Source organism: Desemzia incerta (assembly GCF_900115825.1).
GTDB classification, from domain to species: Bacteria; Bacillota; Bacilli; order Lactobacillales; family Carnobacteriaceae; genus Desemzia; species Desemzia incerta.
The window spans coordinates 217,256-234,005 of record NZ_FOXW01000003.1 but is presented as its reverse complement, the minus strand read 5'-3'; the positions used below and the strand labels follow the sequence as shown (position 1 = coordinate 234,005).

At 37.8% G+C, this 16,750-nt stretch carries 17 protein-coding genes and 1 riboswitch; of the genes, 15 read left to right on the top strand and 2 right to left on the bottom strand.

The genetic code is table 11. The features are described from left to right. Window positions 1-136: 136 nt before the first annotated feature. From lysA to BM137_RS05235, 15 genes are all read left to right on the top strand, one after another. Complete coding sequence (lysA, locus tag BM137_RS05305) at window positions 137-1,456, top strand: diaminopimelate decarboxylase (protein ID WP_092480207.1); 1,320 nt, start codon at window positions 137-139, stop codon at window positions 1,454-1,456. Between the two features lie 66 nt (window positions 1,457-1,522). Then, window positions 1,523-1,897 carry a GNAT family N-acetyltransferase gene (locus tag BM137_RS05300; protein ID WP_092480122.1) on the top strand — a complete coding sequence of 125 codons (375 nt, stop codon included), beginning with the start codon at window positions 1,523-1,525 and terminating at the stop codon, window positions 1,895-1,897. 14 nt (window positions 1,898-1,911) lie between these two features. Continuing rightward, window positions 1,912-2,682 (top strand): segregation/condensation protein A, encoded by a 771-nt coding sequence (locus tag BM137_RS05295; RefSeq protein ID WP_092480121.1) that lies wholly within the window; start codon window positions 1,912-1,914, stop codon window positions 2,680-2,682. After that, a complete protein-coding gene (gene scpB, locus BM137_RS05290) occupies window positions 2,675-3,259 on the top strand; it encodes an SMC-Scp complex subunit ScpB (protein ID WP_092480120.1) in 585 nt (194 codons plus the stop codon). The genes BM137_RS05295 and scpB overlap by 8 nt, the downstream gene beginning before the upstream one ends. A 112-nt stretch (window positions 3,260-3,371) precedes the next feature. Then, complete coding sequence (locus BM137_RS05285; protein WP_092480119.1) at window positions 3,372-4,091, top strand: pseudouridine synthase; 720 nt, start codon at window positions 3,372-3,374, stop codon at window positions 4,089-4,091. Between the two features lie 236 nt (window positions 4,092-4,327). Then, window positions 4,328-5,050, top strand: coding sequence for a response regulator transcription factor (locus BM137_RS05280; protein ID WP_092480118.1), 723 nt, complete (start codon window positions 4,328-4,330; stop codon window positions 5,048-5,050). Window positions 5,051-5,062: 12 nt separating this feature from the next. After that, window positions 5,063-6,889, top strand: a complete 1,827-nt coding sequence (locus BM137_RS05275; protein ID WP_244887655.1) for a sensor histidine kinase — start codon at window positions 5,063-5,065, stop codon at window positions 6,887-6,889. A gap of 72 nt (window positions 6,890-6,961) precedes the next feature. Further along, a riboswitch (FMN riboswitch) is annotated at window positions 6,962-7,084 on the top strand. A gap of 128 nt (window positions 7,085-7,212) precedes the next feature. Continuing rightward, window positions 7,213-7,806 carry an ECF transporter S component gene (locus tag BM137_RS05270; RefSeq protein WP_092480116.1) on the top strand — a complete coding sequence of 198 codons (594 nt, stop codon included), beginning with the start codon at window positions 7,213-7,215 and terminating at the stop codon, window positions 7,804-7,806. 168 nt (window positions 7,807-7,974) lie between these two features. Next, the gene (locus tag BM137_RS05265) at window positions 7,975-9,042 is read left to right on the top strand and encodes a YpbB family protein (RefSeq protein ID WP_092480115.1); all 1,068 of its coding nucleotides are present in this window, start codon (window positions 7,975-7,977) and stop codon (window positions 9,040-9,042) included. Continuing rightward, entirely contained in the window at window positions 9,035-10,492 is a 1,458-nt protein-coding gene (locus BM137_RS05260) for a RecQ family ATP-dependent DNA helicase (RefSeq protein ID WP_092480114.1), read from the top strand. Before BM137_RS05265 ends, BM137_RS05260 begins: the two co-directional genes overlap by 8 nt. A gap of 59 nt (window positions 10,493-10,551) precedes the next feature. Beyond that, window positions 10,552-11,193: a LysM peptidoglycan-binding domain-containing protein gene (locus BM137_RS05255; protein WP_092480113.1), complete on the top strand. Its 642-nt coding sequence runs from the start codon at window positions 10,552-10,554 to the stop codon at window positions 11,191-11,193. Between the two features lie 147 nt (window positions 11,194-11,340). Continuing rightward, window positions 11,341-12,012 (top strand): (d)CMP kinase, encoded by a 672-nt coding sequence (cmk, locus tag BM137_RS05250; protein ID WP_092480112.1) that lies wholly within the window; start codon window positions 11,341-11,343, stop codon window positions 12,010-12,012. 103 nt (window positions 12,013-12,115) lie between these two features. Continuing rightward, the gene (gene rpsA / locus BM137_RS05245) at window positions 12,116-13,342 is read left to right on the top strand and encodes a 30S ribosomal protein S1 (protein WP_092480111.1); all 1,227 of its coding nucleotides are present in this window, start codon (window positions 12,116-12,118) and stop codon (window positions 13,340-13,342) included. A gap of 175 nt (window positions 13,343-13,517) precedes the next feature. Then, window positions 13,518-14,831, top strand: coding sequence for a ribosome biogenesis GTPase Der (gene der / locus BM137_RS05240; protein ID WP_092480110.1), 1,314 nt, complete (start codon window positions 13,518-13,520; stop codon window positions 14,829-14,831). Between the two features lie 256 nt (window positions 14,832-15,087). Next, window positions 15,088-15,363: an HU family DNA-binding protein gene (locus BM137_RS05235; RefSeq protein ID WP_092480109.1), complete on the top strand. Its 276-nt coding sequence runs from the start codon at window positions 15,088-15,090 to the stop codon at window positions 15,361-15,363. 190 nt (window positions 15,364-15,553) lie between these two features. Here BM137_RS05235 and BM137_RS05230 read toward each other — a convergent pair whose 3' ends face one another. Next, window positions 15,554-15,772, bottom strand: a complete 219-nt coding sequence (locus BM137_RS05230; RefSeq protein ID WP_092480108.1) for a DUF3006 domain-containing protein — start codon at window positions 15,770-15,772, stop codon at window positions 15,554-15,556. Further along, window positions 15,773-16,612: a ComEC/Rec2 family competence protein gene (locus tag BM137_RS05225; protein WP_092480107.1), complete on the bottom strand. Its 840-nt coding sequence runs from the start codon at window positions 16,610-16,612 to the stop codon at window positions 15,773-15,775. Between the last annotated feature and the right edge of the window lie 138 nt (window positions 16,613-16,750).

The window sequence follows — 16,750 nt, the reverse complement described above, 5'->3', positions numbered from 1 at the left end:
CAACTGGTCTGGCACCTTGCTGATTTTTCTGCTGGATTATGGAAGGATAAGCGTTACATAGAGGATGCCGTTGTGAAAAATGATTTATTATGATACAGTATCTAAAGTATATTATGGAGTGGGGAGTATAATGACGATGAATGAACGTATGTTGACAGGAACAATGAAGATCAATGCTAAAAATCATTTGGAAATCGGCGGAGTGGATACTGTAGATTTAGTTCAAAAGTATGGTACTCCTGTTTACGTTTATGATATAGCTCGAGTAAAAGAACAAGCAGATAAATTCAAGAAAACCTTTAAACAAAAAAATGTAAAAGCTCAAGTGGCCTATGCAAGCAAAGCTTTTTCTAGTTTAGCTTTGTACCAGATCTTAGCTAAAGAAGATGTTTCGTTGGATGTCGTGTCAGGTGGAGAATTATATACAGCCATTCAAGCAGGCTTTCCAAGTCAACGGATCCATTTTCATGGAAACAACAAATCGGAAAGTGAAATAGAAGCTGCTTTAGATTACCAAATCGGCTGTTTTGTAGTGGATAATTTTTACGAGTTGGAGATGCTGGATCGTTTATCTCGCGAGCGCGAACAAATGATCAACGTGTTGATTCGTGTAACTCCAGGTGTAGAAGCACACACTCATGAGTACATTTCAACTGGACAAGTGGATTCAAAATTTGGTTTTGATTTGAACAGTGGTCAAGCCCAGAAAGCTTTGCAGTCGATTGCCGGCATGCCTTACATTGAGTTGCTTGGGTTGCATAGTCATATCGGTTCGCAAATCTTTGAAACTGAAGGTTTTACAATGGCTATCGAAACGCTGTTAAAACAAGCTAAACAATGGCAAGAGGATTTTGGGTTTGAATTGAAAGTATTGAATTTGGGTGGGGGATTTGGTATTCGCTACATCCCCGAAGATGAACCGTTGGCGATTGAAGAGCATACAACAGCCATTATTGAAAGTGTAGAATCCAGCATAAAAGAGCTGCAGCTATCAATGCCGGAGATTTGGATCGAGCCGGGCAGAAGTTTAGTTGGGGATGCTGGAGTCACGTTGTATCAAATTGGTTCGCAGAAAAAAATACCGGATGTCAGACAGTATTTGGCGGTAGACGGTGGAATGGCGGATAACATTCGCCCGGCTCTATACGATGCAAAATATACAGGTATTTTAGCTAACAGAGCGAATGATGCAACTGAAGAAACTTATTCGATTGCTGGAAAAGCTTGCGAATCCGGAGATATGCTGATTTGGGATCTTCCATTACCTAAAGCCGAATCAAAAGATATTCTAGCGATTTTCAGCACAGGGGCTTATGGATACGCTATGGCCAGCAATTACAATCGTATTCCGCGTCCGCCTGTTGTTTTTGTAGAAAACGGAAAAGATTTCTTGGCTATTAAGCGTGAGACTTATGCAGATATGCTGCGTTTAGATCAATCGATCAATGCTGAGTAAGATCATAAGAATGTTAGACTCAAAATCTTGCTTAACGAACGATTTTAAGTCTACAGGAGGATAATTATGCTAGTCGTTTATAAAAAAAGTTACGAAAAAATCACAATGGGTCTTCTTTCATTTGTGCCAGATCTAAAAGACATTCAACGATTGAATGACGAAATGGAATGGTATGAACGAGAGGAAAACCGCCATCTTTATTTATGGACAAGTGAAGAAACAAATGATTTTATTGGGGTAATTGGAGTAGAAGTTGGTGGCGAAATGGTGTTGCTTCGTCATATTGCTATTAATCCTTCCTATCGTAATGAAGGAATCAGTTTTGATATATTAAATGCTTTAGAAGAAACATATCCTGATAAAAAAATCATCAGCACATTGGAGACTGGACAAATCGTCTCCAAATGGGAAATTGAAAAGAACAACAAAGAACAGTTGTAAGGAGGACGCCGTCAATGTCAGAAATCAATATAAAAATTGATGTTTTTGAGGGACCTCTGGATCTATTATTGCATTTGATTCAGCATTTGGAAGTGGATGTTTACAATATTCCTATTGCAGAAATCACTTCTCAATACCTTGCCTATATTCAGACCATGAAAATTCTTGAATTGGACGTTGCTGGAGACTATTTAGTCATGGCAGCCACGTTGATGGCTATTAAGAGCGACATGCTGCTGCCTAAACCAGAACTCACTGAAGTAGAAGAGTTTTATGAAGAGGGAATCGATCCTAGAGATGCTTTAATAGATCAATTACTGGAATACAAACAATACAAGCAAGCTGCTAGTGTATTGAAAAATAAAGAAGAAGAAAGAAGTCAATATTTCACGAAAGATCCTAGTAATTTAGAAGAGTACCAAGAAGACATTGAATTAGAACCCGAAAAAGTCAGTGTGATCGATTTGGTCCTCGCCTTTCAAGAGATGTTGTCTAAGAAAAAATTGAAAGAACCGGTACAGACTAAGATCGTGTCAGACGATATCACGATGGAAGACAAGATGCAGACTATTATGACCAAAATTCAGTCTGCATCACGTCAGACACCGGTATTATTTTCTGAATTATTTGAGACAGTCAATAGAAATGAAGTTGTCGTAACGTTCTTAGCTTTGTTAGAATTGATGAAGCAGAAAGAAATCGATATCAAGCAAGAAAAAGCCTTTGATGAAATTGTTCTTTTTTCTGTAATGGAAGAAAAAGTAGGAGAGAGTATACATGGATGAAGCAACTATTGAAGCGTTACTTTTTGTCGCTGGTGATGAGGGATTATCTTTAGAAGAAGCAGCTTCTTTGTTAGAAAGCACAACTCAAGAAGTTTATGCTGCATTGATGAAATTGCAGCAAAAGTATAAATCTAGAGACAGTGGGTTGACCTTACTTGAAGTAGGGAATCGATTTGAATTGGCGACCAAAAAGGACTATTCAGCAGTCATCAAAAAATATGCTGCCTCTCCTTATGCAACTAATTTATCCCAAGCAGCTTTGGAGACTCTGGCTATCGTAGCTTATAAACAACCCATCACTCGAATGGAAATCGATGAGATCCGCGGAGTACAATCCAGCGGCTCCCTCCAAAAATTGGTGTTAAGAGGATTGGTGCAAGAAAAAGGCCGCGTGGAAACACCTGGAAGACCAATTCTTTATGGAACGACAGAATATTTCATGGATTATTTCGGCTTAAAAGAATTAGGCGATTTACCTGATATTTCTGAACTTGGAGTGGAAAATGAAGAAAAAGAAACTGATCTGTTTTTTGAACGCTTTAGTGAGCAGTTCAATGAAGCGGGAAGTCAACTATAAATAAACCGTTCGAACGTTTATAAGAGCGCCGTATCTTTGGGCGCTAACGAATAGGCTGAGAAACAACAGTGCTCGCTTTGGCGAGATGCAGATAAATAAGGAGTGGATAAGTATGGAAAGATTACAAAAAGTCATGGCTCATGCTGGAGTAGATTCGAGACGTAAATGTGAAACGTTAATTACTCAAGGTCGTGTTAAGGTTAATGGTAAAGTAGTGACAGAGTTAGGCGTTCAAGTAAACTCAAATGATCGTATCGAGGTCGATAATATTCCGATAGACCGCGAAGAACCGGTTTATTTCTTACTGAACAAACCAAGAAATATGATTACAGCTGTTTCAGATGATAAAGGCAGACCTGTAGTCACGGATCTATTTATGGGAATTGAACAAAGAATCTACCCTGTAGGCAGATTAGATTATGACACAACAGGAGCACTTATCTTAACCAATGATGGGGAACTTTCACAATTGCTGATGCACCCTAAACACGAGATCGAAAAAGTATATGTGGCTAAAGTCAAAGGTGTTGTCTTGAAAAAAACGTTGCGTCTTTTAGAAAAAGGAATCGTTATTGAAGGCCGTAAAACAGCTCCGGCAAAAACAAAATTGCTGTCTGTTAACGCAGAAAAAGGAACGTCTATTGTGCAAATCACTCTTCATGAGGGTAGAAATCGACAAGTAAAGAAAATGTTTGAAGCTGTTGGACATCCGGTTCAAAAACTAACTCGCGAAGTTTATGGGAATTTGACCATTGCTGGGTTAGCTTCAGGAGAATGGCGCGAATTAAAACATTTTGAGATTCAGCAATTAAAGCAGTTAGCTAAAGATTAGAAAAATATCATAGTACCTTTTTTTTGAGCTTATTCAAAAAAGGGGTGCTTTTTTTGAACATATTGTGTCGAAGTTATGTTATGATAATTTTATGCTATAAAAACAGAATAATCTGACAATATGGAAAAGTGTGTACGACATGGGAAGAAAGCGGATAAGTTGCTTAAAAGACAAAGTGTTTTGTATAATAAAATCAGTAAAGTATACACTTGTGATGTGAAAGGGTGTAATGAATAATGAAGAACGAAACAGTAAATATACTTGTAGTTGATGACGAAGACCGTATCCGAAGATTATTGAAAATGTACCTTGAACGTGAGGATTACATTGTTTCTGAAGCAAATGATGGAGAAGAAGCATTAAAGATGGCTTTAGAAGAGGATTATGATTTGATTCTATTGGATTTGATGATGCCTAAAATGGATGGTATCGAAGTAGCAGAAAAGTTAAGGGAAGAAAAAACCACACCTATCATGATGATAACTGCTAAGGGAGAAGAAACGAATCGTATTCAAGGGTTCGAGATCGGAGCAGATGATTATATTGTGAAGCCTTTTAGCCCTAGAGAAGTTGTACTGAGAGTAAGTGCAGTTCTAAAACGAACTCACACAGAGAAAAAAGGGGAAGAAGATGCGGACGTTATATCGACTCCTCATATTGAAGTAGATAACCGTTCCCATACTGTTTTTGTAGACAAATCAGTCATCAGTCTTACACCAAAAGAATACGACCTCTTGCTATTCTTAATGAAGTCTCCAAATCAAATCTTTGGTAGAGAACAGTTATTACGAGAAGTGTGGAAATACGAATTCTTTTGGGATTTAAGAACAGTTGATACCCATATCAAGCGTTTAAGAGAAAAATTGGCTAAACAATCTAAAGAAGCCTCTAAAAATATCGTAACTGTTTGGGGATTAGGGTATAAATTCAATGCTTATCCTGAGGAATCAGAAAAGTAGGTCGATCAGTCAATGAAAGTCACTAACATATCTGCAAAAATATGGATGATCATTATGGGGATCATTGGATTGTTTTTCTTCACTTGTATTTTGGCTTTCCGTTCCTTATATAATCAGGACCTAGAGCAAAGTTATATTCGTGAATTTGAAAAAACAATCCAACAAGTTGAGGGTTATGCAGAAACCGATTCAGAATCTTTTTTAGAGCAGCTGGATAGTATAAATATTGCCACAAATCATATAGAATACAGAGTTTTTTTAGATGAAGATTTGGCCAGTCAAGTAGACTTAGAGGAAGATTTAACATCTTTTCAAACAAAAGTAATCAAGGATCCAGATGTATTGTCTAGTTTACAAGCTAGAGAGAATGCTCAAGTGGTGAAGACGATCCGTCAAGAAAATCAAATATTCACACCCTTTATTATGCGGTTGTTCAAATTTGAAGCAGCCGGAGAGGGAATGTTGCTGATATCATTTGGGGACCTGCTTTTCTTGAATGAGCTGCAAAGCAATTTTAGAGATTGGATCATCATCATCGTCATCCTTTATTTGATAGTGGGTGTCTGGTTGTTTTATTTTTTGAAAAAACGCTTAGGCGAACCTATCACAGAGCTGCGAGATATTGCTTTTGATTATGCAACAAATGATTTTAGTCGTAAAGCTCAAGTCCGACATAAAGATGAGTTATCGCAATTAGGACTAGCAATGAACAAAATGGCTCGTTCACTTGAAACCAGCGGTGCTGCAACACGTCAAGAGAAAGAATTGTTGGAAAACATCGTTACAAATATCACCACAGGAATCTTGTACTACAATCAAGATAAAACCTTGCTGATGTCGAATCCGAGCGGAGAAGAATTTTTAGAAAATTCTGAGCAAGGGTATCTTCCAGAAGATGTACGTGTTCCTCAATTCTTAGAGGAAAAAATCCAAGAAGTGATTTCCAATTCAGAAAAGATTCATTTCAAGCATTCTGCCAACGACTTTTATTATGAAGTTTATATCATTCCTTTATTTGATGAAACGATTGAGAATGTGCGTGGAGTTCTGGTTTCTGTGCAAGATGTGACTCAAGAGAGACGATTAGATACGATGAGAGTCGACTTTATCAATAATGTATCTCATGAGCTGAGAACACCATTAGTTATGATCCAAGGGTATAGTGAAGCAATCGTAGATGATGTTGCAGAAACAGTGGAAGAAAAACATGAAATGGCTAAAATTATTGGAGAAGAATCACGTCGAATGAACCGCATGGTAAATGAAATGTTGGATTTATCTCGTGTAGAGTCTGGGTATATTACTCTTGAAAAAACTAAGGTGAGCTTATCGAAGTTTTTCAACCAATTATTTTCACGCTTCAGTACTATGGCTTCCAATGGGAATGTAACATTGAGTTTAGAAATACAGCCCACACTGGAAAATTACTTTATGGATAGAGATAAAATGGACCAAGTCTTTGTTAATCTGATCAACAACGCTATTCGTCATACTATTATGGCTGACAGAGAAGAAGGTCAAGTGAAAATTAGTGTCTATTTGGACACTATCGTTGACGAAGTGTTGATGGAAGTGCAAGACAACGGGACTGGGATTCCAGAAGAAGATGTGCCATTTGTTTTTGAGCGTTTCTATAAAGCAGACAAGTCCAGAGCTTCTCAAAGAGACAATCGAATTGGAACGGGGATAGGATTATCGCTCGTGAAAAATATTGTTGAAGCTCACAGTGGTTACGTCGAAGTGAAAAGTGAAATGGATGTAGGTACTAGTTTCATTGTGCACATGCCGTATATTGATGAAAAAGAACAAATTATGGACAATGATTTTTTAAACGAATAAAAAGTAAGTAAAAGCTTGTTTTTTAATGACGACTGTCGTATAATCATAAGTGAATAAAAAAATAAAATATTGATTCGTCTTCAGGGGCAGGGTGTAATTCCCGACCGGTGGTAAAGTCCACGAGCCAAATGTCTTGTTTGGTTGAACTGGTGTAATTCCAGTACCGACAGTAAAGTCTGGATAAAGAAGATGGGGTTATTTGAATTGTGATATATTCAATGCTCTGTTTGCTATTCTGAAGAAAAGCAGACGGAGCATTTTTTATTTCTATTCTCTTTAACCGCAAGATGCTCATGCTGATGAATCCTTTTAGGAGGATTTTTATGCAAACAAGATCTACAAGTAACACGAAGAAAATGGTGGGGATCGCTATATTAGGCGCTATGTCTTTTATATTGATTAATTTCTCTTTTCCCATCGTACCAGGAGTCTCTTTTTTGAAAGTAGACTTTAGTGATATGCCAAGTATCATTGGCATGTTCTTATATGGACCGGTTGGTGGTATCGCCATCGCCTTTATCCGAAGTCTTTTACATTATGTACAAACGGGTGGAGATGCTGGATTTCCAATCGGAGACCTTACAAGTTTTGTCGCGTCAGTCTCTTATTTGCTTCCGCTCTACTGGGTCGTACGTAAGAAAGGAACATCTTTAAACAATTTGATCCTAGGCAGCGTGGCTGGTACGCTGACGTTGACTGCAGTATTGTCTGTTCTGAACTATTACGTTGTTGCACCACTTTATATGTGGGTGTTAAACTTTGATTTAGGACCAATGATGCAATACGTGCTATATGGGGTACTGCCGTTCAATTTAGCTAAAGGGTTTTTGATCAGTGTGGTATTTATTGTTCTTTTCGGAAAATTAAAACCTTGGCTTTTACGCAATGGGTTATATAAACTAAACACTGCAAAATAACAAATAGACTTTTAACATACGAGAAACTAAAGATCGCTTTTAGCGGTTTTTAGTTTTTTTTTGTTTAAAAGCCTATTTTATCTGTAATTTTGGTATAGTAGTGTAAAGAACAGAAAATTATAAGTTCATGCAACAGAAATTTTTAATACGTAAAGGCTGGAAAAAAATATGGCACTTACATACACAGATTATTTTATACTGACTCTGTTTTCTACTGAGCAGCCTAAAAAGGGGTCTACTGTCTTTCATATATTACAAGGTAAAAAAACAGCTTCTATTTTATATCGTGCAGCAGACTATAGTTTGGACTGTTTTTTTGGCTTTTTTCCAACTATCGTGCGGCACGCTTTTTTTCAAAGATTAGATCAATTAGTGTCTGTCGGGTATGTAACTTTTAATTCTGATATTGACGAATACCGACAGACTGTTGAAGGCAAAGAGGCTGCAGAACGGTATTTTTCCCATCATTATTATCCCACAAAAGTGCGTTGGATGACTCATGGGCGTGCAGTCCAAGAATTTCAGAAAAAAGTTTATTTTTTAACGCAAATCTTTTCAGAAATCCGACACAACAACTCACGGTATATTCCGTTAGAAAAAAACGGCGCTATCCAGCAGTGGGCCAAACAGTGGTTAAAGCAGCAACGTTCTGATGTGCAGGAATCTGCTGTGAAATTTGGACAAGAATGGAAATTGCTGCTGTCTCAATTAGAAAGCGAGAATGCAATCGTCATTGCTCAGTCGATGTCCGGGCATCAAATTGTCGGATTGACCAAAAAACAGCTTGCGGAACGGATGTCTGTAGAAGCACTAGAAATTAGTATGAGGGAAGCAGATACCTTCAGCAAACTGGTGGAATTGACAGCAAAACAACAAACGGAAGTTCCTTTGTTCTATTCGATTCTGAAAGAAATCATGGAACAAAATGACAACAGTCTGTCTAAAAGCGCTAAAGAAACGATTCAGCTGATTCAAAAAGGGTATTCATTGGAACAAGTTACGAATTTGCGCAACTTGAAAAAAAGTACGGTCTCTGAACACCTTATTGAGTGGGTTATACTGTTTCCCAAGGTAGACATCAAACCTTTTATTCCAAAAGAAATTTACCAAATAGCAGAAGACCTGATGAATGAAAATCCTGCATACACATTTAAAGACATGCAGGAAAAAATTCCGGCAATGGAATTTTTGTGGTTTCGATTGATCCAGATTGAAAGGAGGAGAAAAAATGGATAGTAAAGTGGATATTCATGAGTTGCTGAAGCTCAAATTTGGATATGACACCTTTAGAGAAGGGCAAGAAGAAACGATAAGAGCTGCCTTATCTGGCAAGAATACCCTAGTTATGCTGCCGACAGGTACTGGAAAATCCATCTGTTATCAGCTGACTGGCTATGCTACCAATGGAACGGCTATCATTGTTTCTCCTTTGATTTCATTGATGCAAGACCAAGTAGAACAATTGAAAATGAATGGAGAAAAAAGAGTCGTGGCTTTAAACAGTTTGCTCTCTCCAAATCATAAACGTCAAGTACTCAGACAGTTGCATCAATTCAAATTCATTTATTTGTCGCCTGAGATGTTGTTGCAGCCTCAAGTATTGGAAGCTTTAAAAACCATTTCAATCAGTTTGTTCGTGATCGATGAAGCGCATTGTATTTCTCAATGGGGGATGGATTTCAGACCAGAGTATTCCAGTTTAGGTCAAATCAGAAAAGCTTTAGGAAATCCTTTGACTATGGCGTTGACGGCTACTGCAACTCCGCGAGTCAGAGAAGAGATTCTCACGAGCTTACAGTTGTTGCCGGATGATACGCACCAAATCCTTTACTCGGTGAACCGGCCAAATATTTCGTTGGGGACGATCCAGTGCGAGAATCATGCGCATAAGAATGAGTTAGTGATTGAAATGGTGCAAAAAATCAGCAAACCAGGGATCATTTATTTCTCGAGTAAGAAAATGGCGGATGAGATTGCTTTATTGATTCGTTCTCAGACCTCGTTGGCGGCAGAAAGCTACCATTCTAGTTTAGAAACAGGAGACAAAATCAAGATCCAGCACCAATTTATCCAAGGGGCAATAGATGTTATTTGTGCAACTAGTGCGTTTGGTATGGGGATCAATAAAAACAATATTCGATTTGTATTCCATTATCACTTGCCAGCCAGCCCTGAAGCTTACTTGCAGGAAATCGGGAGAGCAGGTCGAGATGGCCAGCCTAGTGTGGCTTTATTGTTCTATGAGCAAGGAGACCACTATATCCATCAACGTTTTCAAGAGGAAGCTTTGCCGAGTGAAGATGTGATTGAAATGGTTTATCGAGATCCGTCTAAATTGGATTTGTTTCCGAATGAAGATAGCCACAAGCAATTATTGAGTTCGTTTATAGAATTGAAGCGGCCGCTGCAAGAGGTCAAAAGGCAAATGGAGCTGCAGCGAAAAGTAAAACAGAATCAATTGTACTTTATGATTCATTACATCCAGTCTCCTGAGTGCAAGCGTGAGTTGCTGCTGCATTATTTTGAAGAAACGTTAACGCAGAAACCGGAAATCTGCTGTTCTTCGTGCGGATTAGACTTGGAAAAATATCAAACCAGTGAAGAAAATCAAGTAAATAGTCATAAAGAGTTCAAAAAAGAGTGGCAAAATACGCTAAATGACCTATTTTTGTTGGAAAATTTATAAGGAAATGACAGAGATCCTATGCTATAATAATCATGAAATTAGAAAGGAGAGGGATGTACATGGCCAGAAAGAAAAAAGGTCATTCAAATGATGCGGATGAGTTATGGTCTCGCAAATTTGACGAAGATGAGGGATATACAAACGGCAATTATTCTAGAACTGAAAGAAAAAAAGCTGATAAAGCAATATCGCCTGTATTGAAATCATTATGGATATTTTTAGCCCTTTTTATTATATTACCAACGGGTGTTTATTTATGGTATACCTATAACGACCAAGATACTACGGCAGCCGAATCTGAATCTGAAACTTTAATCGTAAAAGAAAATGAAGCCGACAACAGTGAAGAAAAACAACCGGAAAAAGAATCCAGCGAATCTAAATCTGAATCCAAAGAAACAGAAGCTGCTGAAGAAAAAAGTGAAAGTTCACAAGCTGCTTCCAGCGAATCTTCTAAAGAAATAGAATCTTCTCAAGCAGTGGAGAGCGAATCCAAACCAGTTGAAGAAAGTGAAGCAACTGAATCTTCTCAAGCTGCGGAATCTAAACCTGCTGACGCATCAAAGACGTACACTGTAAAACCAGGAGATAATTTATACCGAATTGCGTTAAATCATGGAATGTCAACAGATCAATTAAAAACTTTAAACGGTTTGACAACAGATGAAGTTGCAGTAGGTACCGTTCTAATGGTAAAATAGTGAAGCATTAAAGAGTTGAGATCATCGTCTCAGCTCTTTATTTTTGTGCAAATCAACCTAATGGTCTGTACAAAGCTCAGTAAAGAAAACAGCTTGGCAGCTATACTGCTGATCAAGGACATTTTTTGGAAGAAAGAAGGAACTTAAGTGGATAAAAAGTTGAGAATAGCGATAGATGGACCGGCTTCCGCTGGTAAAAGTACAGTAGCAAAAATTTTAGCAAGTGATTTAAATTACATTTACTGTGATACGGGAGCCATGTACAGAGTTCTGACACTGCAAGCGTTAAGACACGACGTAGATGTAGAAGACGAGAGTAAACTGGTAGCTCTTTTAAAAGATACGGACATTACTTTTGAACCAGATGGAAATCAGCAAAAAGTATTCTTAAATGGTGAAAATGTAACGACTGACATCAGACAACCAGATGTAACAAATGCGGTTTCAGCTGTATCAGCTCATAAAGGCGTTCGCGAAGAATTAGTGCGCCGCCAACAAGTGATCGCAGAAGCAGGCGGCATCGTTATGGATGGAAGAGATATTGGAACGGCTGTATTGCCGGATGCTGAGGTAAAGATTTTCCTTGTAGCTAGTGCAAAAGAAAGAGCAGAAAGAAGATACAAAGAAAATATCAGCAAAGGAATCGAAACTCCTTTAGAAGTCTTGCAAAAAGAAATCGAAGATCGCGATTATAAAGATTCTCATCGTGAGGTATCGCCTCTAGTCCAAGCAGATGATGCAGTTTTGCTGGATACTACCAGTTTATCGATTGATGAAGTAGTAGGTAGAATGAAAGAAATTATTCAAAAATTAATCTAATTGTAATCTTTTTTCAAAATTACAGTTCTTTTATTGGCATTCTTACTAATGATTAGGTAAAATAATATGTGTAGGATTTATTTCGTTATTAGGAGGATGCCACATGACAGAAAATGAGAATGTACATGAAGTTGAAGAACAACAATCTATGTCAGATGTTATGAAAGACGTTGAGGAAATCAGCATTGGAGATATCGTTGAAGGTGAAGTTTTAGCGATTGATGAAAACAAACAGGCAATCGTGGGATTAGGCGGCGGATTAGAAGGCGTTATTCCCCACAACGAATTGTCAGCGTCACCTTTTGAAAATGTTTCAGACGTGATCAAAGTTGGCGATAAAATGGATCTTGTCGTGATCAAAGAGAGCAAAGACAAAGAAAACGGCAGCTATTTGTTATCTAAACGCCGTATCGAGGCAAAAAAAGTTTGGGAAAAAATCCAAAAAGATTACGAAGAAGGTAATATTATTGAGGCTCCAGTAACGAACGTTGTTAAAGGCGGACTTGTTGTAGATGTTGGAGTACGCGGTTTTGTGCCAGCTTCTATGGTAGAAGTTTTCTTTGTAGATGACTTTTCAGAATACAAAGGAAAAACCATGACCTTTAAGATCATTGAGATTGAACCAAGCGAAAATCGTTTGATTTTATCTCATAAAGCAGTCGCAGAAGCAGAAAATGAAGCGAAGAAAGAAGAAGTGTTGGCTAACTTAGTTGAAGGAGAAACGGTTACAGGTACAGTAGCTCGTTTGACTAACTTTGGTGCTTTCATCGATCTTGGCGGAGTGGACGGTTTGGTTCACATTTCTGAAATTTCATATGGCCATGTCAATGAGCCTAGCGATGAATTGACTGTTGGAGAAGAAGTACAAGTCAAAATTCTTTCTGTAAATAAAGAAGAAGGCCGTATTTCTTTATCTATCAAAGAAACATTGCCTGGACCATGGGATGACATTGAAGAACGTGCTACAGCAGGCGCGATCTTGGAAGGTGAAGTTAAACGTTTAACAAGCTTTGGAGCTTTCATTGAAGTATTCCCAGGTGTTGAAGGTTTGGTTCACATTTCTCAAATTTCCCACAATCACATTGCGACTCCGCATGAAGTATTAACAGTTGGAGAAAAAATCAAAGTGAAAGTGTTGTCTGTCAGCCCTGAAGAACAACGCTTATCACTAAGTATCAAAGCTCTAGAAGAGAAACCTGAACGTATCCATCAAGAACCAAGAGCTGAAGAAGTTCCCGAAGTTGAAGAGGAAACAGGCTTTACTTTAGGAGACTTGATTGGAGACCAATTGGCAGATATCTCAACTGAAGAGGAAGATTCAAAAGAGTAATCAAGCATATAAACAACAGGAGCATGTGGTTTCCATGGAGACCACATGCTTTTTTGTGGCTAAAAACAAAATAAAAACGTAAACAACGCGTTAAATTGCAAATGTTGTTTGCAACTTTGCACAAATTAAACTAAACTAGTAAGAGTACAAAAGTAGAAAAAGAGGAGGCTAGAACATGGCAAAACCAGTAATCGCCATTGTTGGTCGTCCAAATGTAGGAAAATCAACAATTTTTAACCGTATTGTCGGAGAACGTGTTTCTATTGTCGAAGACATTGCAGGAGTTACCCGTGACCGGATATATTCTCCAGCAGAGTGGTTAGGAAAAGAATTTAATGTGATTGATACAGGTGGAATTGATATAGGGGACGAACCCTTTTTAGAACAGATTAGACAGCAAGCAGAAATCGCTATTGAAGAAGCAGACGTGATCATTTTTCTTACGAGTGCAAGAGAAGGTGTCACAGATGCTGATGAAAATGTAGCTCAAATTTTATACCGCAGCAATAAGCCGGTGTTATTAGCGGTGAACAAAGTGGATAATCCAGAGATGAGATCGGATATTTTTGATTTCTATTCATTAGGACTAGGAGAACCGTATCCAGTTTCAGGAAGTCATGGAATTGGATTGGGAGACTTATTAGATGCAGCTATCACGCATTTTCCAGAAGAAGGCGAAGAGGAATACGACGATTCAGTCATTAAATTCAGCTTGATCGGAAGACCGAATGTTGGGAAATCTTCATTGGTCAATGCCATTCTTGGAGAAGAACGAGTGATTGTTTCTAATGTAGCTGGAACAACAAGAGATGCGATCGATACCTCTTTCACGTCTAAAGACGGAGAAGAATTTGTGATGATCGATACTGCCGGGATTCGTAAAAAAGGGAAGGTCTATGAGAATACAGAGAAATATAGTGTTTTAAGAGCCCTTAGAGCGATCGAACGGTCAGATGTTGTCCTTTGCGTGTTGAATGCTGAAGAAGGCATTAGAGAGCAAGATAAGAAGGTTGCAGGATACGCGCATGAAGCTGGTAAAGGAATCATTATTTTAGTGAACAAGTGGGATGCGATCGAGAAAGATACAAAGACGATGAAGACTTTTGAGGATAATATCCGTGAAGAATTCGCGTACTTGAGCTATGCTCCGATCATTTATGTTTCTGCTTTAACGAAACAACGCTTGCACCAATTACCAGAATTGATCAGCAGAGTAAGCCAAAACCAAAGATTGCGAATCCAATCATCTACGTTAAACGAAGTGATCTTGGATGCAGTAGCTATGAACCCGACGCCTACAGACAAAGGAAAACGTCTGAAGATTTACTATGCAACTCAAGTGGCTACCAAACCACCTACATTTGTAGTGTTCGTTAATGAACCAGAAATGATGCATTTCTCTTACGCTCGTTATTTAGAAAATCGTTTGCGAGATACCTTTAGTTTTGAAGGGACTCCAATACGCTTGATTACGCGCCGTAGAAAGTAAAATTCGGTATTTTACCACAGTTGATATGGAAGTTCAACTTTTTCCCAAGTTTTGATTAAACCTTTGGGAAAATTGCTGAATATCACTAAAAAACATTGCAGTATCAATATTTGTGTGATATCTTTTTAGATGAAATGTCATTTAGATCAACTAATTTTCATTTCACTACTTGTTGTTTTTGGACCACTCAAAAATGACTTAGGATGTTTATAAAAAACGAACATCGATTCTTCTTTTCGAGGAGGTGAAATTATAAATGGCTAATAAAGCACAATTAATCGAGAGTGTAGTATCTAAAACAGATCTTAACAAAAAACAAGCAACTGTAGCAGTTGACGCTGTTTTCGGATCTATCCAAGAATTACTAAGCGATGGTGAAAAAGTTCAAATCATCGGATTTGGTAACTTCGAAGTACGTGACCGCGCAGCTCGTAAAGGACGTAACCCTCAAACAGGGGAAGAAATCCAAATCGATGCAAGCAAAGTACCTGCATTCAAACCAGGTAAAGCGCTTAAAGATGCAGTTAAATAATCTGTACTTAAAAACCCCTGATACGTCAGGGGTTTTTGTCATGTATAGGGTGGTTTAAAATTTAAATATAGCAAAAATATAGCACTTCTTTTACAAACAACTTTTTTCTAGCTGTTCAATAAAGTTGGATTGCATAGAGTTAACTAATAGAGCAAAAAATCCCCTGCTGGAATTCAGCAAGGGATTTTTTTCATTCTTCTTCAAACAGTTCATTCATCAATTCTTCGATCTCAGCGCGTAGTTTCTCGGTACCGGCTTTATCAATAGTAATCGACTTACCATCAAAAATCAGCATATCGCCAACTTCAGCGTTTTTAGGCAACTCATTTCTAGGAATATCCCGCATTTCCTCGCCAAATTCTACAACAGCTAGGTTGTCTTCAAAGCGATCAATAATTCCTTTTTCCATTTATTTCACCGTCTTTACTGTTATTTTTGAACCATTAGAAGTGAAGATAACGTTGCCAGATTTATCCGTACGGTAAACGGTTGACTTCACTTTTTTCAAACGATTTAAAACATCAGAAGTAGGGTGCTTGTATCCATTTTTACCTACAGAGATGACAGAATATGTAGGTTTTGCTTTATCTAACAATTTAGCAGACGTAGAGTATTTAGAACCGTGATGGGCAACCTTTAGGACATCTACTTTAGAAATCAATTTTTTAGCCAACAGATCATTTTCAGATTTTGTTTCAGCATCTCCCGTGAATAGGAAGGATTTTTTATTGTGTTTCAGATGTAACACAGCACTCCAGTTGTTTAAATCGCTTTTAGCATACGACTTGACTGGACCTAGGAATTTCAAGGTAATATCTTTTGCTTTTGTTGGAATCTCTAGACCTTGTTTGACTGCAGTAATTTTTAATTTTTTGTTTTTAACAGCTGTTAAAAAGTCTTTATATGCTTGGGTAGTATGACTGACATTTGGAGCATACACTTTACCAACTTTCATATTCTTAATCACGTGAGTTAGACCATCCATGTGATCGTCGTCAGGGTGAGTTGCAACTACAGCAGTAAGAGAATTGACTTTGTTTTTCTTCAAGTACTTAACGACATCTGGTCCTTTGCTTTTTCCTCCACCGTCAATCAGAATATTCTCATTGGGTGTTTGAACCAGTATTGCGTCACCTTGACCAACATTTAGAAAATGAACTTTGACTGAGCTGGCTGCATTAACATCCTTAACCCCTATAAAAAACAGTGCAAACAATAAAACAAGAGAAAAAACTTTTAACTTCTTCATATATGCTTCCTCCAATACTATGTGCTATACCAATTGATTTATTTCATTTTGAGATACTCCTTTTTTTGAGGTGAGTATATACGCAAATAGATGGATTTTCCGTTTTTAATTTAAAAAAATAACAAAATTTATCTATAA